We start from the raw sequence: 24,659 nt of genomic DNA, 5'->3' as shown, positions 1-24,659 counted from the left end.
GGTTAAATGGAACTATAGTTAGCCCTTTACTCCATTGCACTTAAGATTTGGGGCGGCTCTATACCATATCCTTGCGCGAAATCAACGCCAATTTCTTGAAGTTTTGCCAAGATAGCCTTGCTTTCCACAAATTCAGCAATCACCTTCTTGCCCATAAAGTGACCAATTTCATTAATAGATTTGACTACCGCATAATCACTAGAGCTGGTAGCAATATCTTTCACGAATGCTCCATCAATCTTAAGATAATCCACGGGAAGATTTTTCAAATACGAATAGGACGACAAACCGCTGCCAAAATCATCCAGCGAAAAGTGGCAACCTAAGTCTTTCACCGCCCTAATCAGCTGGGCGGTATGAGAGAGATTAGCAACGCCAGCGGTTTCCGTAATTTCAAAGCAAACTCGCTGGGGAGGCACGCCGGTTCTGGCAAATTCACGTTTTATGAAGGTCACTAACCGCCTATCATTCAAGGACTGGCCCGAAAGGTTGATCGCCATCCCTCCAAGCTGCTCTAGCCTCTCCTTGTGATCAGCCATCCACCGAAAAGCGGACTGGATTACCCATTGATCGATAGCCATCATCCGATGATAGAACTCTGCCATCTGAATAAGCTCACCAGCAGCGATCCACCGCCCATCCTGGTCCCGGAGACGTAGTAGGATCTCATAATGGGGCACCATTTCCGGACAGCCCGCAATAGGCGTAATTCGCTGACACCATAGCTGTAACCGACCATCCTCCAATACTTCATCGATTCTCGCAACCCACTCTACCATGCCATGACGACGCCTAAATTCCTCATCATCAAACTCGCAAGCCTGAATACGATTTCCTCCCGCCTCCTTTGCTTCCATGCAGGCCGCCTCCGCCCGTTGCAGCAATACAGCCGCATCGCAGTTCTGCTCTGATATAGAAACCAGGCCAATACTGACAGCCACTGATAGACGCTTGTTATTCCAGACTAACCGATGACTATCAATGGCAATTCGTTGCCGCTCCGCAATCTCGTAGCCTTCATCTTGGGGACATTGATTTAGCAATACCCCAAATTGATTATCCCCTAACCGAGCCAAAATTCCTTCATCAGGCAAGCATTCCGTTAGTAAGTTGGCTATTTCTTTTAATAACGCATCCCCCGCTTCATAACCACACGTGCTGTTGATAATTTTGAACTGATCTAGATCCAAATAGAGCAAGACATAGGATTGAACTTCATGCTTAGCCTTGGCTAGAGCCCGGTTTGCCCGCTGCTCAAATTCCTTGCGGTTAACCAATCCGGTCAAGGGATCGTGGGTCGCCTCATAAGCAATATGGCTATGGAACTTTTGCAGAACCGCGTATTGCGCCCGATCCAAAAGAGGCATATTGGCATCTTCCAGTACTGTGGCTGTTCCCCGGCGGAGCTGCATTGCAACTTCATTGAGACTCAAAGTGGCCGCCTTTCTGCCTTTAGAGTCCACAAAGACGAAGGTAGTACAATCTTCGGCAACCCACACTAGCTGCAAACGCCGTGGGTGACCTTGGTCATCAGCAAATTGCACCCAGCAATGGAGAGGTAGCTGCTTAGCTCGTTTTACCCACTCTTCCGGATCCTGCTCTCTATTCGGCACGCGATCGTCCCAACGGCTATCGCTGATACCATCCCCCCCGGCTTCTAGCTGCTTTTCGGCGATCATCCGCCTCTTTTTTTTTAATTCTTGCTGTGCTTTGTAGCTCTCAACGACTTGAGCAATATTGCTAGAAATAGACCGGGTTCGCTGCTCAACCAAATGCTTAAGCTCATTTAGAACCCGGTTAAAGATAGCAACATCCTGATCAAAATCGCGAACAATATATTTCACTAAATGATCAATATTGTCCTCAAATTGTGCATCGGTGTCATCGCGCTCCTCGCTTGGAGGCATTTCAAGCTGTGCTAATAGATTAAGAAGCTGTCTTGCAGGATGGTTTTCCAAATGCAGAAAAGCTTTATCAAGGACCGCGAGCCGCAGTAAGGGGACTTCCAACTGCTCGATCCAACTCTTCGTATTCTCCGACAGAACACTATCCTCTAGGATAGATACCAGCAGGCTACCCGTAATCTCCATAAGCTCGCAGGCTTCGGCGCTGCTGCGATCATTATAAACAGCACCTTCCTGCTGCACGATTTCTGGTAGAAGACGCGCCATCCGCTTAGCAATTCGATCCTCGTTAACGCTAGCCATGCTGGAATTTGCGAATGTCTTATTCGCCTTTAATGGGCTAGCGGCAGCCTTTCCCGAAGGTTCTCCTCCTCTTGGGCGCCGTCCACCTAATTTATATAAACCCAGTAATTCACGAGTCACCCGGTAAGCTTCAGCCGCAGCTATAGTAGAACCAGCTTGTTGCGGACGATCAAAAGCATGGACCTCCGGTTTCGGGACAGGAGAAGGGGATAAGGAGGCAGGGCTGCCTAACAGGGTTTCCTGTTTATCAGGCATTGAAGAAGAAGTAGCTCCGTTGGCTTGAACTGACAACTCTTCGCTAAACGGTGGGGCTTTCTTTGGAGTGCTCTGCCTCTGGGAAGCAGCAAATTTCCGTTCTAGGGATGGCAAGATACCTCCCCCTCTTAATAGCTCATTCAAGTTATCATACAATAGGCTTAATTTATCGTCAGCCGTCTCCTTGAATACCTTGTAGATACGCTGCTTGATATAACGGCTTATCTCTAGATCCCGCATTGCTTCTTGCAGTGCTCGGCAAATAGCCCTTGGCCCCACGGGGTTATTCTCTTTATCAAGGATCTCCCCCGCGAGGCGGCTAAAGCGTTTCTCAAGCTCAAATAATGGATCAGCATAGCAAGCTTCCATTTTCGATACGACTTCGGCAATCGCTAACCAATCTTCAAATTCGTCCTTGTCTACCATGGAAAGCTTCGAAGTTTCTATCTCCTCCTCTCGCGGAGGAGGAGCATTACCTATAGTGCCCAAAGCGCTTAGTCGCGCCAAAATATTTTTTTGCCAGTGTTCCTCCACCCGCGAGCGATGACTTTTTATTTCTTCCATGGCCTCAAGATAGAAGGTTTGCTCCAGATTATTTCCCGCATCTCTGGCGCAAAGAAATAAAGCATCATCCAGTCGCTCAAAAAAATCCTTTAAAATTATAGGCGTAAAATCGATTACTTGCTGCCGGCAAGCTTTTATGAGCACATTGTCTCCTTGCCCGCCTTTTCGCTCATCGGGGTGCTCAGTTCGTTTCAGAGCTGGTTTTGGCTTGGGAGGAACTCGCCGTGACTGGGCGGTAAGATAGTGGAGAGCTTGCAATACCTCAGGTCCAGGCTTGGAAAATGCTACGCCTATTCCTCCTTCAGACACTCGCGCCATACGGACATTAAGCGAAAAATCCTTATGACCGGCAGGTGTTGAACAAGAGAAATGGACAGTAATCGTCTCACCCGTATGCCCTCGAAACTGAATATAAGCCGCCTGTGAATCCCTAGGGACCAAAAATAATCCGCCTAGACAAAAATCTCGGATTTCCACATCGCACCGCCCTAATCGCGCGCTATTAATATAAGCATTCATCTGTACGGGTTGGCGCGGAAAGGCGCGGCGATCTAGCTTACGCTCCTGCGGTGTATACATACTAAACTCTATCTGTATTGACTAATGGACGGGCCTTAAAACACCCTATAGGTATCGACCCTTGCTAGTCACTTCTTTAATACGCTTATGCTCCATGCTCATTCATCGTCTATATTTATTATTTTAGGATTTACTTCATTTAACCTTATAGGAGAGGAGCATAATAATGGCTCAAACCAATAGCGGCGACCGCACCCATGAGTGGTTCGTCCCTACCTTTGGGCCATTGAAATTCCGGGTTCTGACGGGCCTGTTGTTTCTCCCCTATACCGGTATGGTGCTTGCCTACACTGTCATCGGGTCGATGTTAGCCCCGACAATACAGTGGGAGAGGGTGATGGCTATTGTGCTCATTTACTTTCTTGCCTTAGGCATCGGTGCCCATGCGCTCGACGCCTTAGGTAGCAAGCATATCAAACCCTGGGGTCATGTTTTTTCGGTGCGCCAACTTCGTTTCCTCGCTGCGTTTTCCCTTCTCGCCGCCTATAGCATTGGCATTTACTATATGCTTCTCCATGCGCCCTTACTCTGGCTCATTGCCATCCCCGAAGGATTTTTTGTCCTGGCTTATAACTTAGAATGGTTCAAGGGTCGATTCCATACTGATGGTTGGTTCGCTTTATCATGGGGAAGTCTCCCGGTCCTTGCGGGTTATATACTGCAAACTAACCAAATATCCTTAGCTGCCTTGGTAATTAGCGCCGCCATGGGCTGTTTAAGCCTGGTGGAAATTAAGGCATCACGCCCCTATAAAGCACTTAAGCGAACCCCCGCCACGGGCAGGGAAAAGAAAGATATGTCTCAAATAGAGGCGCTGGAAAGCATATTAAAGAGCATCAGCCTAGGAGTCATCTTATTGGCTGCTGGCATGGCTATCTGGCGTGGGTGGGCCTAAAGTGAACGCCATGGCAGAAAAAACAGAAGGCTTGGATTTTGTCAGCTACTGGAAAGAGACTCGCACCCGGCTTGACCAAGAGCTGAACCGTCAAATACCCGTGCTTTTTTCTGCCCTCGGTTCGCAGCAAATCGAGACTATCCAGCAAATCATCAAGGATGGTAAACGTATTCGAGGCTGCCTGGTTTTCCTTATGAATCAAACTCAAGAAGGTAAACCTGAAGATTCCTTACCAAGAGCCGTCGCCATCGAGTGTATTCAAGCAGCCTCGCTCATCCATGACGACTACCTCGATGAGGATGTCATCCGCCGCAAGCGCCCCGCAACCTGGACCATAGAAGGGCCACGAAGAGCAGTGCTGCTGGGAGATATCATGTTCGCAACCGCCATCCAGAGCATGGCAGAATTAAGCAAGGAAGACGGCGCCACGGTTGCACATGCCATTGCTACCGTGGCTAATGGCGCTTACCAAGAACTTTTTTGGCAAACGAAAACCGGGAAAAGTAGAGCCCATAAACTCCTCGAGAAAGATCTTTATGAACACATTATCTATCTTAAAACAGGCGCTCTTTTCGGTGCTGCCTGCCAGCTAGGGGCCATCGCGGCTGGCGCCCATCAGGAAGTCTCAGCCCTAGCTTATGCTTTTGGCGCCCGGACGGGAGAAGCCTACCAAATTGCCGACGACCTTGAAGACTTTATCGCATGGTGGAGACAACCCCAGGAAAACCCGGAAAAACTTTCTCCCCTGCTTCCCGCGCTCAGCTATTTTTGCCGCCAAACAGGACTTACCCTCCCCCAGCAGCCTGCCTCCTACTGGCAAAAGACGCTACAGCATTGGTGCCAACGTACCGGATATAAATTCATCCACTGTATGGAGCAGGAAATCAATCTACGCTTGAAGCAAGCGGAATCTTACATTGAATTTTTTCCTGACAATCCATACACTCAAATACTCAGCAAGGCACCCGCCAAAATCACCGCCATGATGCACCGTCTCGCCACCACTTCCAGCACCCAGGCTCAAGCGTAATGGACTATTTTTTCACTTCCGGGCAGAAACGATGGCCGAGCCATAGAGGGTTAAATACTCTTTCTGAATATGATGGAACCCCTCTTGCTGGAGGGATTCTTCTAGTTCCGCCAGCCAAGGACTCTTTTCAATCAATTGAGGCAAACCATAATAGATTTCCCGCCAAGCGGGAAAAAAACGACTACCCACAGTTTGTAGCACCTTGAAATAAAAGCGCCAGATTCGAACGAGGTAAGGTTTAGGGGGGAAAGTAAAATCATGCATTAAGAGCAAACCGCCTTCTTTCAACATGGTTTTGGTGCTATGGGTAAGGACTCTTAACTCAGCGTACTTAGCCAGGTAGGAAGAGTTGACGCAATCAAAAGGTTCTTTCGAGTGATAATCTTCTGCCCGGCTTAACACCAACTCAATGTTTTTTAATCCTAATTTTTGAATTTTTTGACGCGCAATCTCCAGATACTCCTCTCGCAGCTCTACGCCAACTACTTGACAGTTTGGATAACGGCTAGCAATCGCTAACGTGGAAATACCCGTCCCGCAAGCCAGGTCCAGGATACGACTAGGGTTAGGCGGCATAAGATTAACCATCCTGCGTTTCCAAAGACGATCGATGCCAAGGGTCGCAAGATTAACCATAAAATCATAGCTCTTACCGGTGCCAGCAAAAAACCGCTGGACTAGTAACAATTTTGGATCGAGCTGTTTCATTATATTATTCCTGACAAACCATAATCTCCAGTCGTTGCGCCTAGTGCTCTACCAGCTTAGGTCTAATTTCTGTCCATGCACTATAATATTTAGATAGATGCAACTGTGGTTACTTTTCCTTGATAGGAAAAGATTTAAATGCCAAAATTTATTTAGTAAATTAAGTATAGAGGAAAATATTATGGAGCACGATAAAGACACTTTCGAAGAGTTACTAGATAACCTCAAGCGGCAACGTGATGAATTACGCGTGCAAATGCATCTAGCAAAGCTTGAGGCCCAGGAAGAATGGGAGGAAGTAGAAAAGAAATGGGATAAATTAAAGCCTACGCTGGATACAATCCGAGATGAGACGATTGAGAGTTCAAAAAAGATTTTCACTTCCTTAGGCTCTATTGCCGAAGAAATAGAAAGCGGATATAAACGCCTAAAAAAACACTTGGAATAAATCCTACTTTCTCTCCCAAGTGAAAGCTGCTAGCTCTATATTAACTTAAAAAAGCTAGCAGCCACAGTAAGCTTTTACTTTTAGTCAATGCAGAAATAATAGCAGGTAAGGTACGGCTTTTAATTTAAGCTGCATCACCTAGTATTCCGAAATGAGATTTTCCATATAACAACCGTGGGTAATCAAAGACTATCAAATTTAAAACCAAATGGTAAAAACCTAGGTTAGACTTTCACACTGAAAACCATAACCTATGGAAATAAAAACTCCGTCCAATCAAACGAGCAATAGCTGTGGAAACATTCGAAACCATAACTAGAAACTCCCGTTTCAGAGAGAGGCTAGTGGAAATAAGCACCCATTAGAACCGGCGAGCGCTCTCCCTGTCCACCGGCGACGGAATATTCAAGAAAAATTCATCATATGACCTAATAATAAAGGTAGCAAAAATACTATGGAGTGGATTGCTGATCCCCAAGCATGGATAGCATTGGCAACGCTTACTGCGCTTGAAGTTGTACTTGGTATAGACAATATCATTTTTATTTCTATACTTGTTTCCCGATTACCTCTTCAGCAACGGGACAGAGCAAGGATCACTGGCCTATCGCTGGCAATGGGTATGCGTATTGCCCTACTACTATCCCTTGCCTGGGTCATGCGCCTTACAACTCCTCTTTTTTCAATATTTGGAGAAGAAATAACAGGGCGAGAGATTATTCTCATTGGTGGCGGACTTTTCTTATTGGCAAAAAGTACTATTGAAATCCATAATAGCCTTGAAGGAACAGAAGAGCACACTCAAAGCTCGCAAGCGGTAAGCTTCGGGGTAATTCTCGCTCAGATCGCCGTTTTGGACATTGTGTTTTCCCTCGATTCGGTGATCACAGCTATTGGAATGGTAAGCCAAATTCCCGTCATGGTCATTGCCATCGTTATCGCGGTTATTATCATGATGATTGCTTCCAAATCCATCGGGGAGTTTGTGGACACTCATCCTACTATAAAAATGCTTGCCTTAAGCTTCTTGGTATTAATCGGGGTCACCCTGATTGCTGAAGGCTTCGAGCTGCATATCCCAAAAGGATATATTTACTTTTCCATGGCTTTCTCCGTAGCAGTGGAAATGCTCAACTTGCGTCTCAGGAAAAAACGACAAACAGCTAGATCTCCGGTTAAACTCTATAAACGATTGTAAAACAGATTGATATTAGGCAATACTCAAAGAATAATGCTGTTTAGGACTGTCGAATAACTTCTGGCTCCAATGACAAATGAAATACTTGATTGATCCAATAGGATGGCTAGAAGCAGTCATCATAAATGACATCTGGGCAAAATTATGATTCAGCCGAGACGAGCGAAATCTCGTAAAATTCTATTCATAGAAAAGGAAAAATAGATGGGGTGGACTCATCTTGTAGTCGCTGGATTGCTAGAAATCGTCTGGGCCATTGGGCTAAAATATACCATGGGTTTCACCAGGTTTTGGCCAAGTGTTTTTACTGTTGTAGCGATGATCGCTAGCTTTTATTTTCTTTCCCAAGCATTAAAAGTTATTCCTATAGGCACGGGATACGCTATATGGACAGGAATCGGCGTTGCTGGCACGGCTGTCTTGGGGATTATTCTTTTCTCGGAATCGGCTACGCTACCTCGCTTAGCATGTATCACGCTGATTGTGGCCGGCATTATTGGATTGAAACTTACCTCATCTGATTAGATTCAAGTCAATATAAAACACGATTGACTCGGCAATACATTTTTCACCTGATTGGCTTATTATTCCTCTGACCGCTTACTCTCTATATCTGTTTCTTTATCCTTACAGCCGTCTGAAGTGATTCTCCCAGTCGCCTCAGCCGCCAATAACTTCTCAACAGCCACGCGTAGCGCCAAATTTTGACGCTCGATTTTACGCCGCTCGTTCTGTAAGGAGCGCAGCAGCGATGCGGCCATAAAAACCATCAGTATCATAAAGGGAAAAGCGGCGATGATGGAAATCGTTTGCAGTGCCTCCAGCCCACCGCTAAGTAACAACACACCCGCCACTAATACCTGAATAACGCCCCATGCGACACGCACCAGCCGCCGGGGTTCCAACACGCCCTTGCTGGTGAACATACCCAACACGAAGGTGGCGGAATTAGCCGAAGTAATAACGAAAAGTACCACTAATACCACAGTAAGCATATTCACTACACTGGCACCGGGTAGCTGATCAAGCATAACGAAGAGAGCAGAACTGAGTTCATTAACCACCGCTGTGCTGATGGCCGCACCCTCAAACATTTCGTAATAAAGAGCACTGCCGCCAAAAGTAGCAAACCACAGAGAACTTAATAGCACGGGGGTGCCGATGACGCCGAAAACAAACTCGCGGATCGTTCGTCCCCGGGAAATCCTCGCGATAAAACTGCCGACAAAAGGCGCCCAGGAAAGCCCCCAGGCCCAATAGAAAATAGTCCAGCGTTCTACCCAATCCTCGCCGGTATAAGGTGTCATGACCAAACTCATGCCAATTAAATTGGCAAAATACTCACCGATAGAATTGGTCATAGCGGCGGTAATGAAGTCAGTAGGGCCGGCAAAAAAAACGAATAATAATAGCCCGGCCGCCAGCAGCATATTCAAATCACTGACATAACGCACCCCTTTTTCTAGGGGAGTCAAAGCGCTCAGCAGGAACACTACGGCTATACCGGCAAGAATCGCCAATTGTTGAGGGACGCCAAATGCCAGATCAGAAACCGTGGCAAGGCCGCTGTTGATCTGAATAACTCCCATCCCCACTGTGGTGGCTACACCAAACACGGTAGAGACTACTGCCAGTATATCGATAGCCTTACCTAAAGGTCCTTCAACCCGGCTGCCGAGACTGTCGCGAAAAGCCTCGCTAATTAGGGCGCCCCGGGAACAACGGAAGCGAACATAGGCAATAGCCAGCCCCACGACGGCAAAATTGGCCCACTGATGAAACCCCCAGTGAAAAAGGGAGTAGCGCAGCCCCAAACTAGCAGCCTCTGGCGTCCGTGCCGGCGCCCGGTGCAAGGGTGGATCCACGTAGTGGGTCATGGGCTCAGCCACTCCCCAAAATACTAACCCTACCCCCATACCAGCGGAGAAAATCATACCCAGCCAGGTAGGGAAAGAAAATTCCGGCTTTTCTCCTGGGGCCCCAAGCCTTAACTTGCCATGATCACTGATGGCTACTCCCACGCAAAATACCAAAAAACCGGTCGTAACAAATAAATACAACCAGCCAAAATGCTGGGTGGTGAAATGCAATGCGCCTTGAGCCCATAGTGATAGCCCACCAGGCCAAAATATTCCCGCAAGCACAAAAATTGCCAGGATCAGGAGTGCAATATAAAAAACCCAGCCCGGTCGTTGATTTACTAACATCGGTTGATCGATTTTTTAGACTCCTCTAGTGCCATGCGTTCCAGCCAGGGACTATGATTGCCCGTGACCCGCAAGCAAGCATCAGTTTCTCAAAATTAATTGACTTTCTACCTACCATTTAGGTCCGGTATTATACAAGCAGCTTAATTTTTGCTTCTCAACACAATCAAGCGACTGTGGACATAGTACAACATAAGACGGGATCAAAGATGCTATATTTAACTAGCCTATACTCGCCCGGAATGTAGCAATTATTTCGGCTTTAAATAGAGAATAAAGAATAATTTTATAGTAGAGCGTATTGTTATTTTTCAAAAAAAAATAAAGCAATGCACATTCATTACTTTCAACATGTACCCTTCGAGAAGCCCGCCAATATTGAAAAATGGGCAAGAGCTCATCACCATTCATTATCGGCTACCCAATTTTATTGTGGCGATCCTCTACCTGACATCAAAACAATTGATTGGCTAGTAGTGATAGGCGGTCCCATGAATATTTACGAAGAAACAACCTACCCCTGGCTAGTACAGGAAAAGCAGTTTATTGAACAAGCTATTAAAGAGGATAAAGTTGTGATTGGGATTTGTCTAGGCGCTCAATTAATTGCCGATGCGCTAGGCGCAAAAATATTTCAAAATCGATATAAAGAGATTGGCTGGTTTCCCGTCGAATTCACGGCGGAAGCCCGTGCTTCATCCTTGCTTGGCTTCTTACCTCGGGAGTTCAGAGTTTTTCATTGGCATGGGGATACTTTTGAATTACCATCGGGCGCTATCCGATTAGCCCAAAACGAAGCCTGTCATAACCAGGGATTTATTTATAATAAGAAGGTGTTAGCTTTACAGTTTCACCTTGAAGTCGGATTAGAAAATGTGCAACAAATCATCGCACATTGTGGAAATGAACTTATAAAGGGCAGATATATCCAGCAACCAGAAGAGATGCTCTCCCAGAAGGAAGATTTCAGAAAGGTCAATGACGCTATGAAGGGTATTTTAGACAGGCTTTTCCGTCAAACTGATTCTTAAATCCTGCCGTATAAAACAATAAGAGTAAAGTGGAGCGGGGGAATGGCGTTTAGTAAGCCTCTTTTCTTCCCAAAATAAAGGGCGCCGCATCCTCCCGGCGAATCGGTCTGGGGACTTCCCTATCCCCTCGCCCTCCACACTACCCACCCCGCACAGCTCCAATACCTCGAAGTTTTGCTTAGATGCTTACTTTACTTCTAATCCAACATCCTTTACGGCCTGCTGGCATCGTGGGCTAAGGTGCTTTTTATTTTCCTTCATACATGCCGCCAACCGTCCCTCGCCAGGTTGGATATCCGCGCAATGTTCCTTTAGGTCGGCCTTGCACTCATTAGCCACGTAATTTAGCGCTCCGATTGCCCGCTGAAGCTGAGCTGCGCCATCGTATAGCGCGTATTCGCAACGGCCGGAGAGCTTGTCTCCATAGGCATAAAGGCAAGCCAGTATGCGGCCTTCGCCAGGCGTTACTTCACTACAGTAACTTTTAAGCTCTTTATCGCAGCCTTTTCTCATAGAATCAATAACATTTTCAGCGTGCTCAGCGCCCCAGGCATTGGTTACAGCCAAAGCAAGCGCCCCCATAACGATAAAGCTTTTTACCTTTTTCATTGTAATCTCCTGATTGTTAACGGTGATTTAGTCATTCCCGTCCTGATTCCAAGGCGGTTCCCACTAGAGGAGAACCTCTATACGCGCAACAATAATTATCTGAAAAACGTGCTTAAAGCTATAGGACTTTAGCCCTACATTGCATCTCCTTCAAAGTTTGAATTATCCATGTTGGGCAACCCTTCCCGGATTCGTACCGAAAAGCTGGGATCATGAGCGGCTCCCTTTGCTTGCTCGTTGATGCGGCTCTGGGCCTTGAGGACGGGAAAGGGTAGTGACTGGCCCACAACACCAAGATCATAAGCAAGTTCACCGATATAACCATTCAGCAAGAGCCTCCAGCTCCACCAAGCGTGCCGTGCGTGGGGCAAGACGTGTCCACGAACAGCGGTAGTGCAGTTCTGAGTAAGCGCGTTATACCATTCCGGGGACTCACGGAGCTGGTTGATAGTCTGCAGATAGCTGATAAGTAACTGCCGGGCAGTGTCCGGAGACACCTGGAGGCGATAGAGATACACATCCTCGTCCCGGTAGTTAGTGCGAAGCCCCACTAGGTCGCGTTCATCGGCAACCACATAGATAAGTTCATACTGCTTGAAGAAGCCTTTTATCGCCGAGTACTGCTCGTCCATCTCCTTGCGGGTTTCGATTGAGATAGCCAGGTATTGATCCCCATCAAAACCCCAGCTCAAAATAGTATGAGCGATGAGCGGCGACCCCCAATAGGAAACAAAAAGGTCCAGTGAACGTAGCTGGGCAAGGTCCAAAATCTGATCTTTAAACCGAACGGTGTAATCGGTTTCAGTACGGTATTGGTTGTTGCGGACATTGTGGACGGTAACTTGATCGCCATGAAATTCAGCAAAGGCCAACACGGCAACATCCGGTTGCCAATGCCGTTCGTTGGAGGGAGGAATGGCAAGCCACCAAACCAGGAACATCAGGAACACCACCAGAACTCCAGCAACCACCCATCGGCGTGATTGCATCCTGAAGAAGGCTAGCAATGCACCAAGGGGTATAAGCACGGCCAACCCTATCCGTAACCATTCAGGTTGAAGCGGCGAATAAGATATCGCGAGAGCCATCCATCCCAATAGGGCTCCAAGGGTAAGGGTAGCCAAGATCTGTTTAACGGCTCTCATCGCGGATATATCTCGGCATGGATGTAGCCCTTGCTCGGGCTTACCTCAAGGGCATGTTGACCTCGAGAGCATGTATTGAAAGATGACATTTTTTTATCCAGGAGCTATTCTCCGATTCTAGCGAGGCAGACTCATTTCAGCAGGCATTCAACTGGTTGCATCGGCAGGCTTTCGCCTTGAAGTGCAACTACCAATGACGGAGGAAGTTATGAATAAATACGGCTATAGGAGAGAGAGATTTTCTTTCTTTTTTATTATCTTGGCAAGTTTAGCGCTTGCAGAGTCGGCGGCGGCCCAATCCCAGGTATTCGCTTATCCTAAGGATGGACAAACTCAGGAGCAGCAGGCTAAAGATAAAGAAGAATGTGGTCAGTGGGCGGTGCAACAAAGCGGTTTTGATCCCAGTCGAGCAGCTGCGCAACCTCAGGGTGGATATTCAGCCCCCTCCGGCAGCGGGATAGTAGGTGGCGGCGCCAGGGGCGCTGCATTGGGGGCCGTGGGCGGCGCCATCGGGGGAGATGCAGGGAAAGGGGCAGCGATTGGCGCGGCTACTGGAGCGCTCTTCGGGGGGATTAAACGCCGTGAACGCCAGCATGAAGAGCAGCAGTGGGAACAGCAGCAGCAACAGCAATTAGCTCAGCAGCAAGCTCAGGGAACGGAGGCTTATCAACGCGCTTTTGTCACCTGTATGAAAGCACGTAACTATGAGATCCAATAGAAACGGACGCAGGCAGGCTATCATCAGGAGAAAAACATGCCAATTCAATTAAAAATAATTATCCCTATAATATCTCTTTTGGCCGCGGAAAATCTCCTCGCCGGTGAGACGGTAACCTACCATGGCACCGGAACCTACAAAGCAACCCAGATACTGATGCCGCTAGCTAACGGCGATGGGATATTGCACTTGACCAACGAAACTATTGCAACCATCGAGCCCAGTGAACGTGGTTTTATTTTTGGGGATTGCGCCGGCTTGGGGCACATTACTGCGGCAGGGGAGCTAAGTACCGAATCTTATTGTACCTTTCGCGAAAGCGATGAAGACGCCTTCGATCTTCATAATAAGGCAAAAGGCGGCGAAGGCATGCTCGAAGTTATTGGTGGCAGTGGCAAATGGGAAGGTGCAACAGGCACTGGAACAGTGAAACGCAAATTCACTGAAGGCAACCACGGCACTTACGAGTACGAATTGAAAATAAAAACGCCTTAATAGCCCCCCATCAGATGAAGCCCATTTAGGTACAGTATTATATTTAAGTACCTATGAATGAAATAGGAAGATGTTTTTGGAGCACGCCAGTGGAGTCAAGCCAAGGGACAAGGAAGTCTCCCCCGCTGGAGTACTTAACTGTAAAGCCATGGCTTACCTTACCTAACAGTCGTGATTTACTTGGCAACCAGGACCTAATTTTCATCGGAGCGCAGGACATCACCCAATACCTCGGCCGATCCTTTACCAAGCCGTTTCATTACATTAGTCACGGACTTAACCGTTAAATCCAGGGGTGTAATTCGATCTTCAGCTACAGCACATACCGTACCGGACCAAGGATCGGGAGATCCAGGCAAGAAAACAACAACCTTCCCGCTCTCAATGCGCTCAATTTCAAAAGCGAGCTGCCACGAATCATCGAACTGCACTAAAACGGTGCGCATGCTTTCAGTATTGTCAGAGCGTAGCATACTTTCCGTTTTGGCCTTGAGAAGCGTATAAGCAGGTACTTTTTCCAGTATATTGGCTTCTAGCCACTGCACGAGCTTTCCGGCAGATACCGTCTTCGCCGCCAAGCCTGCGATGAAACAGATCAACACAAGCATTCCCATGGCTAATAGCTGGACCACTGCAAGCTCACCGATCGAATCAACGGGCAACACTTTCGCTAGCGGGGCGGCTAGCTTATTCGTGATCTCCAGGGCCTTGTCAATAACGGCAATGAAAACAACGATCGGAATAAGAAACACAATGCCGCCAAGCACCGTTATTTTTATAAAGCGAAGCGTGATTAACTCCTCCTTTTAGTGTGGACTATGCCCCTTTCTATTCGCTTTCAGTCTCTGCGGCTATGGCAACTCGAAGCGGGTATTTAAGGTTATATGCAACCGTATCAGTTAGGATTTCTTTTTGAACCCATTAACGGCCCCCTCGGTTTGGAATCGGGGCGAACGGGAGATAAGGGAAATACAACAATACTCTTTCCGTTACGGATCACGGTTATCCAGGCGTACGGCTCTTACTAAGTAAGCGGCGGCGGGGCGCTTTGCCCCGCCACAAGAGTCTATTTATAAATCATAGAGTTGTCTATCGTGCCCCCGGAGGGGTGTTGAGTTTCTCCATGACCTGATCAAGGTTGAAGCTTGCCGCCTTCTGGCGCGGTGGAAATTCCTCAAACGTTTCAAGGAACCGGCTGACATAAGTCTGCGCCGGCACCAGCATGTAGGCATGATCGAGCAGCCAGTCGTAGTAGGTATTCGAGGTCTTCTGGGACCGTTCATAAGGATCGCGGCGCAGATTGAAGAGCAATGGCAGGCGCAGCGGCACGAAGGGCTCGGCCCAAACTTGGAGGGTACCCTCGACGCGCTGTTCCATAAAGACCAATTTCCAATCATGGTAGCGCAGCGCCATCAGATCGCCATCATCAGAGAAATAAAAAATCTCCTGGCGAGGCGATTTCTCGGCCTTACCGGTCAGATAGGGAAGAAGATTATAACCATCGAGATGTACTTTGTATTCGCGCCCGATGGCTTCAACGCCGCCTTTACGCAGTTGCTCCTTGATGTCAGGCACACCGGCAGCGGCAAGGAAAGTGGGCATCCAGTCCATGTGGTGGATAATCTCGTTAGAGACTTCGCCTGCTTCAATCTTCCCTGGCCAGCGCACCATCGCCGGCACGCGCCAGCCACCTTCCCAGTTGGTATTCTTCTCGCTGCGGAAGGGGGTCATCGCCGCATCAGGCCAAGTGTTCATGTGTGGTCCATTATCGGTTGAATAAAACACGATAGTATTATCGGCAACCCCCAGCTTGTTGAGCAAATCAAGCAGTTTACCCACATGCATGTCATGCTCGACCATACCGTCGGCGTATTCATTCTGGCCGGAGATGCCGCGCAACTCTTCCTTGACGTGGGTGCGGAAGTGCATACGGGTGCCGTTCCACCACACAAACCAGGGCTTTCCTTCCTTATGCTTACGCTCGATAAAGTCGATGGCGGCCGCCACCGTCTCATCGTCCACCGTCTCCATGCGTTTGCGAGTCAGGGGCCCCGTATCCTCGACCTTGCCGTCGACCGAGGACTTGATGACACCGCGGGGGCCATAGGCTTCCCGGAAGGTGCGACCATCAGCAAGCACCCTATCCCCTGGATAATCCGCTTGCTCCGGCTCCTCCTCGGCGTTGAGGTGGTAGAGATTACCAAAGAATTCGTCAAACCCATGGTTGGTCGGCAAATGTTCGTCCCGATCACCGAGATGATTCTTACCGAACTGGCCGGTGGCGTAACCCTGAGCCTTGAGAAGACCCGCAATGGTCGGATCTTCCTCGCGCATGCCAATTTTAGCGCCGGGCATACCAACCTTGGAGAGGCCGGTGCGGAAAACGCTCTGGCCAGTGATAAAACTCGACCGGCCAGCGGTGCAGGACTGTTCGCCATAAGAGTCGGTAAACATCATCCCTTCCTTGGCAATCCGGTCGATATTAGGCGTCCGATAACCCATCAAGCCAAAAGTGTAGGCACTGATATTGCTTTGACCGATATCGTCTCCCCAGATGACAAGGATATTCGGTTGTTTGTCGTTATCCTGCGCCATTGACGGCCCGGCACTGGCAAATAGCGCCACGGCAACGGCCAATCCCGCCAAGTGCCGCGCAACCGCAACGCTTGGCCTAAACGAGGTTGGAATCATATTAATTTCCTCTTGTTATTTAAATATATGTTTGTCAGAAGTCTACTCCCGACACCTCCCTTCAATCACAGTAGCCTTTGGTTGTATATCCTAGCCGGTCCGGTTCCCTTATGCTAACGCTAGTATATTGACCACAGCTTCTAACTCTAAATATTTCGGAGGATAATACAATAAAACCAGCAATCTCTTTGGCCGTGGCGAGAAATAATTGCCATTTTTTCCTGCCTAGCCTGAGGGGGCGCAGTGCATGCCCTCGGAGGAATCTCTTGTTGGCCCCTATCCCGGTGAGATCTATTCATCCTACGCGTAGCGGCGCTTCCCAAGCCAGCTCCTAGGGAACAACGCACATTGCTGAGCCAAAGTTCTCTGACAACTCTTCAATCCCTTACCCCTGGCGTCACGCTTATCCGATAGTGCTTCAACTCGATAGCGGCGTTTTGGGTAATTGGGCGTAATTGTTGTTACCAACTAGCACTTTTTTGCCTGTTTGGCATAATTAACAGTTTTTTTGAAGTCATCAATATTTAAAAGGAGGCACAAAATGAAAACACGATCAGCTTTTACGTTGACGGGGCTGGTTATGATGCTCTTGAGTCTCGGCTCAACCATGCTCACAACGGGCTGCGCAAGCTCTGAAGATAAGGCCTACAAAGCTCAAGAAGCCGTATACGAACGAAGACTAGAGCTACTTGACAAATACCAACAATGCCTCAAAGAAGCGGGCGACGATCAGGCGAAAAGACTAGTATGCGAGGACTACCTGAAAGCCGTCGAAGCATTGAAATAACCTCCTCCCGGTTGTTATTTATGCACCCCAAGGATATAACATTCGATAGCATCTGGAAGGTATCCGAGGAAACCGAGAAGGCTGGAAAAGGATAAACCGTCCATCCCAAATCTCCCCTTCCGATCTTCTTCGATAACCTTGAAGAGCAATAAAATCGTTCGGAAGTGGACCTTAATAATAAGCTATCTGGCATAACAGTAATGGGAGATGCCCCATGATGGCGATTAGTAATAAAAGAAACCCCTTACCTGCTATTCAGCAGGCTTTGATCTCTTTTATATTTTTACTGCCCGCCATCGGGTTCTGCGCTGATGGCGTAGACTCGCAAAAGTTGGCCGAATCAGAGGTTGAGAAGGCGGTGGAGAAAACCGCCAAGGAAACGGCGGCAAAAGAAGGGCTCAAAACTAACTGCCTGGACCAACGAAGAAAGCCAACTAAGGTCCACTTCTTTATGTTTATATTGGACATCGACGCTATTGACGATGTCAATCAAAACTTTGCGGCGAATATTTATCTGCGCCTGCGCTGGAAAGATAAATGCCTTGCCAACCCACAAGGGGCGTCTCGGCGGATTGATCTGGAAGAGATTTGGAATCCGCAGTTAATAATCGCCAATCGGCAAGGGATGATATGGAAGTCTCTGCCCGAAATCGTTCAGGTAGATCCCGATGGGAATGTCTTCTACCGTCAGCGTTTTAGTGGAAAGCTGTCCCAGCCACTGAAACTAACAGACTTTCCCATGGACCAGCACGGCTTTACAATTCATTTCGCATCCACTGCTTATGGCGCTGGCGAACTGGAATTCGTGCCTGACGCTCCACGATTTGATCCGACCTTGATCGGCGGATCTATTGCCAAGGATCTCTCCCTGCCAGACTGGAAAATTGTAAGCTACAAGGCGGTGGCGTCGCCCTATCAACCTATCCCGGAAATCCGCACGGCAGGCTTTGTCTTTCACTTCGAGGCCAAACGCTATGTGGGGTACTATATCTGGCAGGTATTGCTGCCGCTAATCGTGGTAGTGGCCATGTCTTGGGCAGGCTTCTGGCTCGAGCGCGACCAAATTGGCGTGCGGATTGGGATTGCCACTAGCTCCATACTGACCCTGATTGCCCACCGCTTTGTGATCGCAAGCTTGCTTCCCCGCTTGCCCTATATGACCCGTATGGATTACTTCTCGGTCAGCAGTACCTTACTTGTATTTCTAGCGCTGTTAAGTATAGTCATGGCTTCCTACCTTGCCGCCACTAATCGTGACCTGATGGCCAAACGGGTAGACTTGTGGGCGCGAGGCGCCTTTCCGGCGGCGTTTCTATTGTTATTGGGGTGGTTTGCACTTGGGTGATGCTAGCAAGAATCTACCCAGCCCCTTCTATTCCAAGGGGAAAAAAGAACGCGGTGGCCCTTTCGGACCACCGTGTGTATCTGGCCGGTTGCGGCTTAGCTGCCTGCTTGCTGCGGCGGGAAATTCGAGAGAATCGCCGCGACTGCCTCCGCAATAACCGGGCTTGGATTTTCACGTACTGAGTTCGTAATCGGCTCCGCCGCCCACCCATGCCAAGCTGGCTGGTGGGTAGCAACATCGAAGATATCGATGGCTAGCACACCCTCGGTATAGGTTTCGACATCCGTCGCCATCATCCCCGTACCGCCATAGTAACGCCCGCCCCAGCCCCAGTAGCCACCATAAGCAGCTGGGTATGAGTCAATATTGATCTTATCCCGCGTGCCGATCGTGAAGCTGACGACAAAATCCGCCTCAGTCTGATCGTGGACGAAACGATAGCCCTTGGCGGTCAGATCGTGCCTGATCTCATCCATAATACGCTGTACGTTGATCGGATTCATGCCCGACGGCGCGCTGATGAGAGGGCTATCCCCTATCCATGAAAAAGTGTGGTAGTCAGCGAAATTAACCGCCGGATTATAATCGCTCCTGCCCTTAATCGTCGTCGCGCAGGCGCTGGCCAGCGCTATCATCAACACGATGACGCCAAATTTTTTGCAGATCTTGGACATATCGTCGTTGCCTCCCGGTATCAATGTCAGGTTATTTTTTATTGCTTATAGAGTCAGCCCGCACAACTTATACGCTTTTTAAATTAAACAGAACATCGGCAGTGCAAATTTCCATTATGGATTATTGTGCGTGTAAAGATCGTTACCGTCCAAAGCAGCCTCTAGTTGTCTTTACTCATGATGAGATCAGCCTGATCTCCAATGATTATAAACTCGTTTATTTCGGGAACAACAAGTTTAGCTGTAAACGCAAGGTCCACTCTGGAGCAAATTTTGGTCTTTCTACATTATAGTAGGCTTGTACGCTGGCATTGAGCGGCTGTTTGCCAAGGGTAAACACTCGGTTGACGCCACCACCTAGGGGCACGGTCCAGCCATTACCACCATCTGCATTCCAGTTTGAAGTCATTATAGGCGCTGAACTGAGAGCCCAACCATCGCCAAGTTGATAGGCAAGAAAAGGCTGCATGAGAAACTGGCTGACGCCGCTGCGCCCATCATCGCCGGCGAATGACCATAGCTGGCGGGCAAGTACGCCGATAGTCCAAGGCGAAGGCTGAGTGAGGATAACCACAGAGGGTCCCGCGCTCCATTTACCGCTACCCAGGTGATCGTCTGTAGCCGTATTAAAATTGAATGACGGCCCGATACCCCAGATCACCTTGCCAGGCTGAGCAGGAGACAAAAATGACGTGTAATTAATATCACCCACGCCAAATTCACTATTGAAAGTAAGCACCTCGCTCTGTTCGCCCGGCTGTACAGGCAGCTCGATTCTGGTTTCTGGCAGATAGATGAGAGGCATGATAAGCCGGTTGATAATATTCCAGTTGCCAATCTTGACGGGGATAACCGGCTGGATATTAAGAATATTAATGACATCATCATCCGGACCGGCACCAAAACCTATATTGTTCTGAAAGGGAACCGTAATTAAAGAGGCAACCGGATTCTGAACTGCTTGTGCTAAATCTTGAGCGCTATCGGCTTGCGTTTTACCAGGAATCATGGGAAATATTAAGACTGTTGTGGCCAGCAGCAACAGAAACAAGGTATTCCCTTTCAGATTACAAACTAACATTGGAATTCTCCATAAACGGTGAACGATCCCCTGGCGAGGCCGCGCAATGAAATAGTGAACCCAGTGCAAGGGCCGGTGAAGTCACTGGGTTGATGAGGTTTTATAGAAACAAAATTAGAATCAGCCACGATCAAACTCTAGTTACTCTCCCGTAAGCACGACGGGTAGCATAAAGATACAAATTTAGGTTTCATTTTTATATTGGGGGGCAAGGAGAGCTGCTATTTTCTTCTTGCGAGGTGGTATCTGCCCAGGTCTGCTTAATCAACGCGATACGGGGGCGGGAAAACCATAGCTTAAGGTGCTTTCTCAACGGGCCGTGTTTCCATCCATTTGCAATTTTCCTTAACCACGGGAGCGGCTGCAGTGGTTCCGATCCCCCGGGTTATCAGTGCAATCACCCGCTCGTCACGCTTATAGCCGTCATGGGCGGCGAGAGGATTTGCCAATTCACCCAGCCCAAAAAGATCCTGGGCAGGAGCAACGTTAACAAGGACATTGATCAGGCGAGGACAGATGCGGGAATCTATAAACTCCTCCTCAAAACTTGGCGGGATGCCGTAGCTTAGGATATCGTTGGGATCACTGAAGGCGACAAAGCGGGTCTCCCTGAAATATCGCTTTGCATAATGATTTCCCGTGGGTTTGCAGTATTCGGCGGTTTGGTTCGCAATCTCCGGAGGGCCACGTCCTAGCTGGAGCAAGGGAAGCTGGTTGGAGAGCATGAAAATAGGGATTTCCCGCTCTTGCCAAGCTTTTCTAATCCCTTCTATGTCCGGGAGGTAAGTAAGCAGTTTAGCCATACGGTTGAGGGCATCAAGCACGATTCGACTGCCCAAGCTATGGCTCATCATGACATAGTCATCCTCCATGTCCATCCCCGCGCTGGCAAAATCTGAGCATCGGGCGGCAGTCCCATGGGGAAAGTCCGACCACTTGGTATTAAACATCCAGCAGATAGACTGACCCACGGAAGCTTGGATGGGCTCGCGGAGATTGCCAGCGTAAATGAGAGGGTCAACGGTATAATTGTTGACGAATTCTTTTAGCTGCTGATTAATATTGGCGCGCCGATACTCGTACTCGCCAGAGGAGTCGTAGATGAGAGTCGTCTTTTCAGGCTCGGAGATGGGCGACCAGGTTAGTTCGTAGAAAAGAAGTTCTCGGGTTCCCGCCTTGTTCCAATAGCGATACAGGCGTAGGGTACCCAACTCATCAGGCCAATCGATAGGATCAGGATGGTATTTCGGTACCGCTGCAAATTCTTCGGGCGAGGGAGAAAGGAGGGTCAAATCTTTGGTGTTTTCCGCGGTAACATCAAGATCCATGGCCTTGGCCAGATTCTCGGCAAGTTCAAGAGCATAGCCTGGCTGGTGGGTACCGATACCGTGAACCATGAGCACCTTGAGAGCGGGCCGTTCACCGTTGAATGTACCGAGAGGAGGCAGGGCATCCTGGCGAAACATATAGTTTTCCAGGCCGGTAAATGCCTGCCCTCGTATCTCGCACCCCAGGGGTTGCGCTTCCTCCTGGCCTCTACTGATGATGGCTTCGGTGATACCTTTTCCCAAGCCTGCACAGCCTGCTGTTAGTATCATCGCATTGATCAGTAATACCGAGCAAAGCAGCCTCCGCTGAGGATGACCCATTACATCGCTCAAAGCCATTTTCTATTCTCTACAAAGCTATTTTCTATTTTGCGCCAGGAGCAGTGGCTATCTCGTTCAGTTGCTATGCATGGCACTCAGAGGTTATGTAGGCTAGGCGAAACCAACTCTATCCTACCGAACCGGCATGAAAAATCGGGATAGATCACTCTATGCCCTGGGATTGAATGAGAGGCAAAATAGCCCGTTGGGCGGTGTTCAAGATATTACGTTTTACCTGGACCTAGAGTACATCCAGCCTGACATTACAGAGCAAACATAGCTGGCGATAGACCCACCCTAGTATGCATTTTCTGACGGGATTTGCCGCCTGTTTTAAACTGGAGAGGGCTGCCCAACGATTATCCAGCCATCAAAAATCCAGTGCCGTCGGAGATAACGAGGAATATCAAAGCATAAGCAGACCCTCATGGCTTATGGATGCCAGGCGGGCCTGCTCACTTTTGATGGACTCTGGCTCTTCTCGGGTGGTGGCATCGGGAATCCCCACTTCCTCGCTCAATACCAGGGGAGAGCCTCATCCCGCCGCAGCGGAGAGGCATAACCTTGAAGTAGCCTGAGCGGCACCACCAGCAGCACAACAAAAACCACCATGGATTTCTGGATTCTAGAGTCTTGCAGCCTCCAAGCTCCAGAATTTCCGCAGCTAGGGATTAATCCGGCTAATCTTGGAACCCTCCAGATCAATACCCGCCATAAGTCCTTTTTCGCCGAAAATGAATGAATAGACGCCTTCCCTAGCGGTTGTCGAGCTAAGATTCTTGGCCACGCCAGAATCGACCACCACAATGTTAGGACCCGTACCAATCTCCCAGCCCTTGCTGGCATCAAGATAGTTGAGAGCCTTATCGGTCATGAAAAAAAGCGCGTAGCTATATTTCTGGACACCGGCCTGAAAGCCAAAGGAACCGGCGATGATATCGTAATAAGCAACCGTTTTACCGTGCTCGCGCAAGGCGCCCTTACCGTACTTTCCCGCACCAATGAAACCAGCCTTGGTGATGGTGGGGAAGATTAAAACTGCTTTTGCCTGGGTCGATAACATCTTGGCGGAGGGGGAGGTTTCGTAAAGCGTTTTGAGGGCTGCGACCGCCTCGCGATCAATCTCGGCTGCCTCGGACAGATTAGAGGAAGTATCGCCTGTGCTTTGGCAACCCATCAGCGCCACTCCGGTGGCAAGAAACAAGCTTAGCAGTATTTTAGTGGACATATCGAAATTCTCCTTATTATTAAGTTCAGCGGATAGAGGGAAATTTAGCACATTCCAAACCAGCAGGATATAGGACTTTGAACTAATATCAGTCAACCAGCCCCCCGGTTGAATAGAAATGATAACTTAATCCGCACGGACCACTGGTAAAGTGAAATTCAAGATCGTGCCCTGATCAGGGCTAGAAATTGCCCATAAGCGGCCATGACGGGCTTCAATGATAGAACGGCTGATGGTCAGTCCTACTCCCAGACCCTGAGACTTGGTGGTAAAAAAGGGATCGAATATGCGCTCCGTAAGCGTTGGTTCAAACCCGACGCCGGTATCCCGGAGCGATACCATCACCCGTTTTAGGGTTTCCCGCAGGTTCGCGCTATCAATACCGAGGAACGTTTTTTTTCATTACCCATGGCTTCGAAACTGTTGCACACCAAATTCAAAAGAACCTGTTGCAACTGAACGGAATCGCCCTCTACAAAAGGGAGGTCGGGAGCAATTTCAACCTTATCGAAATGTCTTTTTTTGCCAAGCTGCCCTCGGCAAGAGTTATCGTTTCGCCAATGAGTTGATTGAGGTCGAGGAGAGATCGCTCTAGATCCCGTTTTCTCAGGAATGCTCTAAGGCGCTGGATTACCTCGCTTGCCCGTTTATCATCGGCGATGATATCAGCCAACGCATGACGCACTTCGTCAAGATTTCCGGCGACAGTGGAATTTTTATTATTATGGTAGTCGTACGTAATAATGGAGTGGCTGCCGCCAATTATCCTGGCCGCTGCGCAGAAGAAGCAATGACAGCTCTCCCCTCTGTCTCCAATTATCGTAGTAGAGGGGCTTGCTCCAAGGGTGCTGGTTACTTCACCCGTCAGAATCAAAGGAGAAGCCCAAGGGCATAGTTTTTCAAGAGAGATTTTCTTCCTTCCTCGGCGGCATACACCTCGCCGCTACCATCATATGGCTTAATTGGCCACACGCTCTAAGTAAAAACAAAGAGAATCATATTTTTTCCCAGGCCAGTCGATGAAAGGATCGCTTTGCGCGGAAGACTTTTTAAAAATATCCTTTAACTCTAGTACGGTGTTAAGTTACGCTTTGCAATACTCAAAGGATACAATT

At 48.6% G+C, this 24,659-nt stretch carries 24 protein-coding genes; 11 read left to right on the top strand and 13 right to left on the bottom strand.

Features of this window, described 5'->3' with window-relative positions; translation table 11 throughout:
- Positions 1–26: 26 nt before the first annotated feature.
- The gene (locus NWAT_RS04230) at positions 27–3,605 is read right to left on the bottom strand and encodes a DUF1631 family protein (RefSeq protein WP_013219909.1); all 3,579 of its coding nucleotides are present in this window, start codon (positions 3,603–3,605) and stop codon (positions 27–29) included.
- Positions 3,606–3,771: 166 nt separating this feature from the next.
- Between NWAT_RS04230 and NWAT_RS04225 the strand changes: the two genes are divergently transcribed.
- A complete protein-coding gene (locus tag NWAT_RS04225) occupies positions 3,772–4,500 on the top strand; it encodes a UbiA prenyltransferase family protein (RefSeq protein ID WP_013219908.1) in 729 nt (242 codons plus the stop codon).
- 10 nt (positions 4,501–4,510) lie between these two features.
- Positions 4,511–5,530 (top strand): polyprenyl synthetase family protein, encoded by a 1,020-nt coding sequence (locus NWAT_RS04220; protein WP_013219907.1) that lies wholly within the window; start codon positions 4,511–4,513, stop codon positions 5,528–5,530.
- Between the two features lie 12 nt (positions 5,531–5,542).
- Here the strand turns inward: NWAT_RS04220 and NWAT_RS04215 are convergent, their stop codons facing one another.
- Positions 5,543–6,238: a class I SAM-dependent methyltransferase gene (locus tag NWAT_RS04215; RefSeq protein WP_013219906.1), complete on the bottom strand. Its 696-nt coding sequence runs from the start codon at positions 6,236–6,238 to the stop codon at positions 5,543–5,545.
- 181 nt (positions 6,239–6,419) lie between these two features.
- On the opposite strand from NWAT_RS04215, the gene NWAT_RS04210 reads away from it, so the two are divergent.
- From NWAT_RS04210 to sugE, 3 genes are all read left to right on the top strand, one after another.
- Positions 6,420–6,686 carry a hypothetical protein gene (locus NWAT_RS04210; RefSeq protein ID WP_013219905.1) on the top strand — a complete coding sequence of 89 codons (267 nt, stop codon included), beginning with the start codon at positions 6,420–6,422 and terminating at the stop codon, positions 6,684–6,686.
- Positions 6,687–7,140: 454 nt separating this feature from the next.
- Entirely contained in the window at positions 7,141–7,884 is a 744-nt protein-coding gene (locus tag NWAT_RS04205; RefSeq protein ID WP_013219904.1) for a TerC family protein, read from the top strand.
- 204 nt (positions 7,885–8,088) lie between these two features.
- Positions 8,089–8,409 (top strand): quaternary ammonium compound efflux SMR transporter SugE, encoded by a 321-nt coding sequence (sugE, locus tag NWAT_RS04200; protein ID WP_013219903.1) that lies wholly within the window; start codon positions 8,089–8,091, stop codon positions 8,407–8,409.
- A gap of 59 nt (positions 8,410–8,468) precedes the next feature.
- Here the strand turns inward: sugE and NWAT_RS04195 are convergent, their stop codons facing one another.
- Positions 8,469–10,091 carry a BCCT family transporter gene (locus NWAT_RS04195; protein ID WP_013219902.1) on the bottom strand — a complete coding sequence of 541 codons (1,623 nt, stop codon included), beginning with the start codon at positions 10,089–10,091 and terminating at the stop codon, positions 8,469–8,471.
- Between the two features lie 329 nt (positions 10,092–10,420).
- On the opposite strand from NWAT_RS04195, the gene NWAT_RS04190 reads away from it, so the two are divergent.
- Positions 10,421–11,122, top strand: coding sequence for a type 1 glutamine amidotransferase (locus NWAT_RS04190; protein ID WP_013219901.1), 702 nt, complete (start codon positions 10,421–10,423; stop codon positions 11,120–11,122).
- Positions 11,123–11,308: 186 nt separating this feature from the next.
- Here the strand turns inward: NWAT_RS04190 and NWAT_RS04185 are convergent, their stop codons facing one another.
- Positions 11,309–11,731 carry a cysteine rich repeat-containing protein gene (locus tag NWAT_RS04185; RefSeq protein ID WP_013219900.1) on the bottom strand — a complete coding sequence of 141 codons (423 nt, stop codon included), beginning with the start codon at positions 11,729–11,731 and terminating at the stop codon, positions 11,309–11,311.
- Between the two features lie 134 nt (positions 11,732–11,865).
- Positions 11,866–12,876, bottom strand: a complete 1,011-nt coding sequence (locus NWAT_RS04180; RefSeq protein ID WP_013219899.1) for an Lnb N-terminal periplasmic domain-containing protein — start codon at positions 12,874–12,876, stop codon at positions 11,866–11,868.
- 208 nt (positions 12,877–13,084) lie between these two features.
- Between NWAT_RS04180 and NWAT_RS04175 the strand changes: the two genes are divergently transcribed.
- The gene (locus tag NWAT_RS04175) at positions 13,085–13,594 is read left to right on the top strand and encodes a glycine zipper domain-containing protein (protein ID WP_013219898.1); all 510 of its coding nucleotides are present in this window, start codon (positions 13,085–13,087) and stop codon (positions 13,592–13,594) included.
- 36 nt (positions 13,595–13,630) lie between these two features.
- Positions 13,631–14,089 (top strand): hypothetical protein, encoded by a 459-nt coding sequence (locus tag NWAT_RS04170; RefSeq protein ID WP_013219897.1) that lies wholly within the window; start codon positions 13,631–13,633, stop codon positions 14,087–14,089.
- 194 nt (positions 14,090–14,283) lie between these two features.
- Here NWAT_RS04170 and NWAT_RS04165 read toward each other — a convergent pair whose 3' ends face one another.
- Complete coding sequence (locus tag NWAT_RS04165) at positions 14,284–14,841, bottom strand: DUF502 domain-containing protein (protein ID WP_157679800.1); 558 nt, start codon at positions 14,839–14,841, stop codon at positions 14,284–14,286.
- Positions 14,842–15,178: 337 nt separating this feature from the next.
- Complete coding sequence (locus tag NWAT_RS04160; RefSeq protein ID WP_013219895.1) at positions 15,179–16,780, bottom strand: arylsulfatase; 1,602 nt, start codon at positions 16,778–16,780, stop codon at positions 15,179–15,181.
- Between the two features lie 541 nt (positions 16,781–17,321).
- Between NWAT_RS04160 and NWAT_RS04155 the strand changes: the two genes are divergently transcribed.
- Together NWAT_RS04155 and NWAT_RS04150 are read left to right on the top strand one after the other, a co-directional pair.
- Positions 17,322–17,567: a hypothetical protein gene (locus NWAT_RS04155; RefSeq protein WP_013219894.1), complete on the top strand. Its 246-nt coding sequence runs from the start codon at positions 17,322–17,324 to the stop codon at positions 17,565–17,567.
- 214 nt (positions 17,568–17,781) lie between these two features.
- Positions 17,782–18,912, top strand: coding sequence for a ligand-gated ion channel (locus NWAT_RS04150; RefSeq protein ID WP_013219893.1), 1,131 nt, complete (start codon positions 17,782–17,784; stop codon positions 18,910–18,912).
- 95 nt (positions 18,913–19,007) lie between these two features.
- Here NWAT_RS04150 and NWAT_RS04145 read toward each other — a convergent pair whose 3' ends face one another.
- From NWAT_RS04145 to NWAT_RS04135, 3 genes are all read right to left on the bottom strand, one after another.
- Entirely contained in the window at positions 19,008–19,586 is a 579-nt protein-coding gene (locus tag NWAT_RS04145) for a DUF4136 domain-containing protein (protein ID WP_013219892.1), read from the bottom strand.
- A gap of 217 nt (positions 19,587–19,803) precedes the next feature.
- Positions 19,804–20,667: a hypothetical protein gene (locus NWAT_RS04140; RefSeq protein ID WP_013219891.1), complete on the bottom strand. Its 864-nt coding sequence runs from the start codon at positions 20,665–20,667 to the stop codon at positions 19,804–19,806.
- A gap of 296 nt (positions 20,668–20,963) precedes the next feature.
- The gene (locus NWAT_RS04135) at positions 20,964–22,334 is read right to left on the bottom strand and encodes a hypothetical protein (RefSeq protein WP_013219890.1); all 1,371 of its coding nucleotides are present in this window, start codon (positions 22,332–22,334) and stop codon (positions 20,964–20,966) included.
- Positions 22,335–22,743: 409 nt separating this feature from the next.
- On the opposite strand from NWAT_RS04135, the gene NWAT_RS17745 reads away from it, so the two are divergent.
- Positions 22,744–22,878, top strand: coding sequence for a hypothetical protein (locus NWAT_RS17745; RefSeq protein WP_269724272.1), 135 nt, complete (start codon positions 22,744–22,746; stop codon positions 22,876–22,878).
- A gap of 102 nt (positions 22,879–22,980) precedes the next feature.
- Here NWAT_RS17745 and NWAT_RS04130 read toward each other — a convergent pair whose 3' ends face one another.
- The 3 genes from NWAT_RS04130 to NWAT_RS16940 all read right to left on the bottom strand — a co-directional run bounded on the left by NWAT_RS04130 (position 22,981) and on the right by NWAT_RS16940 (position 24,229).
- Positions 22,981–23,544, bottom strand: coding sequence for a lipid-binding SYLF domain-containing protein (locus tag NWAT_RS04130; RefSeq protein ID WP_013219889.1), 564 nt, complete (start codon positions 23,542–23,544; stop codon positions 22,981–22,983).
- A gap of 126 nt (positions 23,545–23,670) precedes the next feature.
- Positions 23,671–23,886, bottom strand: a complete 216-nt coding sequence (locus tag NWAT_RS04125; protein ID WP_041350464.1) for an ATP-binding protein — start codon at positions 23,884–23,886, stop codon at positions 23,671–23,673.
- A gap of 130 nt (positions 23,887–24,016) precedes the next feature.
- The gene (locus tag NWAT_RS16940; protein WP_198342177.1) at positions 24,017–24,229 is read right to left on the bottom strand and encodes a hypothetical protein; all 213 of its coding nucleotides are present in this window, start codon (positions 24,227–24,229) and stop codon (positions 24,017–24,019) included.
- Positions 24,230–24,659 lie beyond the last annotated feature (430 nt).

The sequence above is a fragment of the Nitrosococcus watsonii C-113 genome (assembly GCF_000143085.1).
GTDB classification, from domain to species: Bacteria; Pseudomonadota; Gammaproteobacteria; order Nitrosococcales; family Nitrosococcaceae; genus Nitrosococcus; species Nitrosococcus watsonii.
This window is presented reverse-complemented; position numbering and strand designations above follow the sequence as displayed.

What these genes read in the sequence shown, in the direction of transcription:
- NWAT_RS04230 (WP_013219909.1), bottom strand. Translation starts at nt 3,605, where the DNA reads ATGTATACACCGCAGGAGCGTAAGCTAGATCGCCGCGCCTTTCCGCGC.
- NWAT_RS04225 (WP_013219908.1), top strand. Translation starts at nt 3,772, where the DNA reads ATGGCTCAAACCAATAGCGGCGACCGCACCCATGAGTGGTTCGTCCCT.
- NWAT_RS04220 (WP_013219907.1), top strand. Translation starts at nt 4,511, where the DNA reads ATGGCAGAAAAAACAGAAGGCTTGGATTTTGTCAGCTACTGGAAAGAG.
- NWAT_RS04215 (WP_013219906.1), bottom strand. Translation starts at nt 6,238, where the DNA reads ATGAAACAGCTCGATCCAAAATTGTTACTAGTCCAGCGGTTTTTTGCT.
- NWAT_RS04210 (WP_013219905.1), top strand. Translation starts at nt 6,420, where the DNA reads ATGGAGCACGATAAAGACACTTTCGAAGAGTTACTAGATAACCTCAAG.
- NWAT_RS04205 (WP_013219904.1), top strand. Translation starts at nt 7,141, where the DNA reads ATGGAGTGGATTGCTGATCCCCAAGCATGGATAGCATTGGCAACGCTT.
- sugE (WP_013219903.1), top strand. Translation starts at nt 8,089, where the DNA reads ATGGGGTGGACTCATCTTGTAGTCGCTGGATTGCTAGAAATCGTCTGG.
- NWAT_RS04195 (WP_013219902.1), bottom strand. Translation starts at nt 10,091, where the DNA reads ATGTTAGTAAATCAACGACCGGGCTGGGTTTTTTATATTGCACTCCTG.
- NWAT_RS04190 (WP_013219901.1), top strand. Translation starts at nt 10,421, where the DNA reads ATGCACATTCATTACTTTCAACATGTACCCTTCGAGAAGCCCGCCAAT.
- NWAT_RS04185 (WP_013219900.1), bottom strand. Translation starts at nt 11,731, where the DNA reads ATGAAAAAGGTAAAAAGCTTTATCGTTATGGGGGCGCTTGCTTTGGCT.
- NWAT_RS04180 (WP_013219899.1), bottom strand. Translation starts at nt 12,876, where the DNA reads ATGAGAGCCGTTAAACAGATCTTGGCTACCCTTACCCTTGGAGCCCTA.
- NWAT_RS04175 (WP_013219898.1), top strand. Translation starts at nt 13,085, where the DNA reads ATGAATAAATACGGCTATAGGAGAGAGAGATTTTCTTTCTTTTTTATT.
- NWAT_RS04170 (WP_013219897.1), top strand. Translation starts at nt 13,631, where the DNA reads ATGCCAATTCAATTAAAAATAATTATCCCTATAATATCTCTTTTGGCC.
- NWAT_RS04160 (WP_013219895.1), bottom strand. Translation starts at nt 16,780, where the DNA reads ATGATTCCAACCTCGTTTAGGCCAAGCGTTGCGGTTGCGCGGCACTTG.
- NWAT_RS04155 (WP_013219894.1), top strand. Translation starts at nt 17,322, where the DNA reads ATGAAAACACGATCAGCTTTTACGTTGACGGGGCTGGTTATGATGCTC.
- NWAT_RS04150 (WP_013219893.1), top strand. Translation starts at nt 17,782, where the DNA reads ATGATGGCGATTAGTAATAAAAGAAACCCCTTACCTGCTATTCAGCAG.
- NWAT_RS04145 (WP_013219892.1), bottom strand. Translation starts at nt 19,586, where the DNA reads ATGTCCAAGATCTGCAAAAAATTTGGCGTCATCGTGTTGATGATAGCG.
- NWAT_RS04140 (WP_013219891.1), bottom strand. Translation starts at nt 20,667, where the DNA reads ATGTTAGTTTGTAATCTGAAAGGGAATACCTTGTTTCTGTTGCTGCTG.
- NWAT_RS04135 (WP_013219890.1), bottom strand. Translation starts at nt 22,334, where the DNA reads ATGGCTTTGAGCGATGTAATGGGTCATCCTCAGCGGAGGCTGCTTTGC.
- NWAT_RS17745 (WP_269724272.1), top strand. Translation starts at nt 22,744, where the DNA reads ATGGCTTATGGATGCCAGGCGGGCCTGCTCACTTTTGATGGACTCTGG.
- NWAT_RS04130 (WP_013219889.1), bottom strand. Translation starts at nt 23,544, where the DNA reads ATGTCCACTAAAATACTGCTAAGCTTGTTTCTTGCCACCGGAGTGGCG.
- NWAT_RS04125 (WP_041350464.1), bottom strand. Translation starts at nt 23,886, where the DNA reads ATGGTATCGCTCCGGGATACCGGCGTCGGGTTTGAACCAACGCTTACG.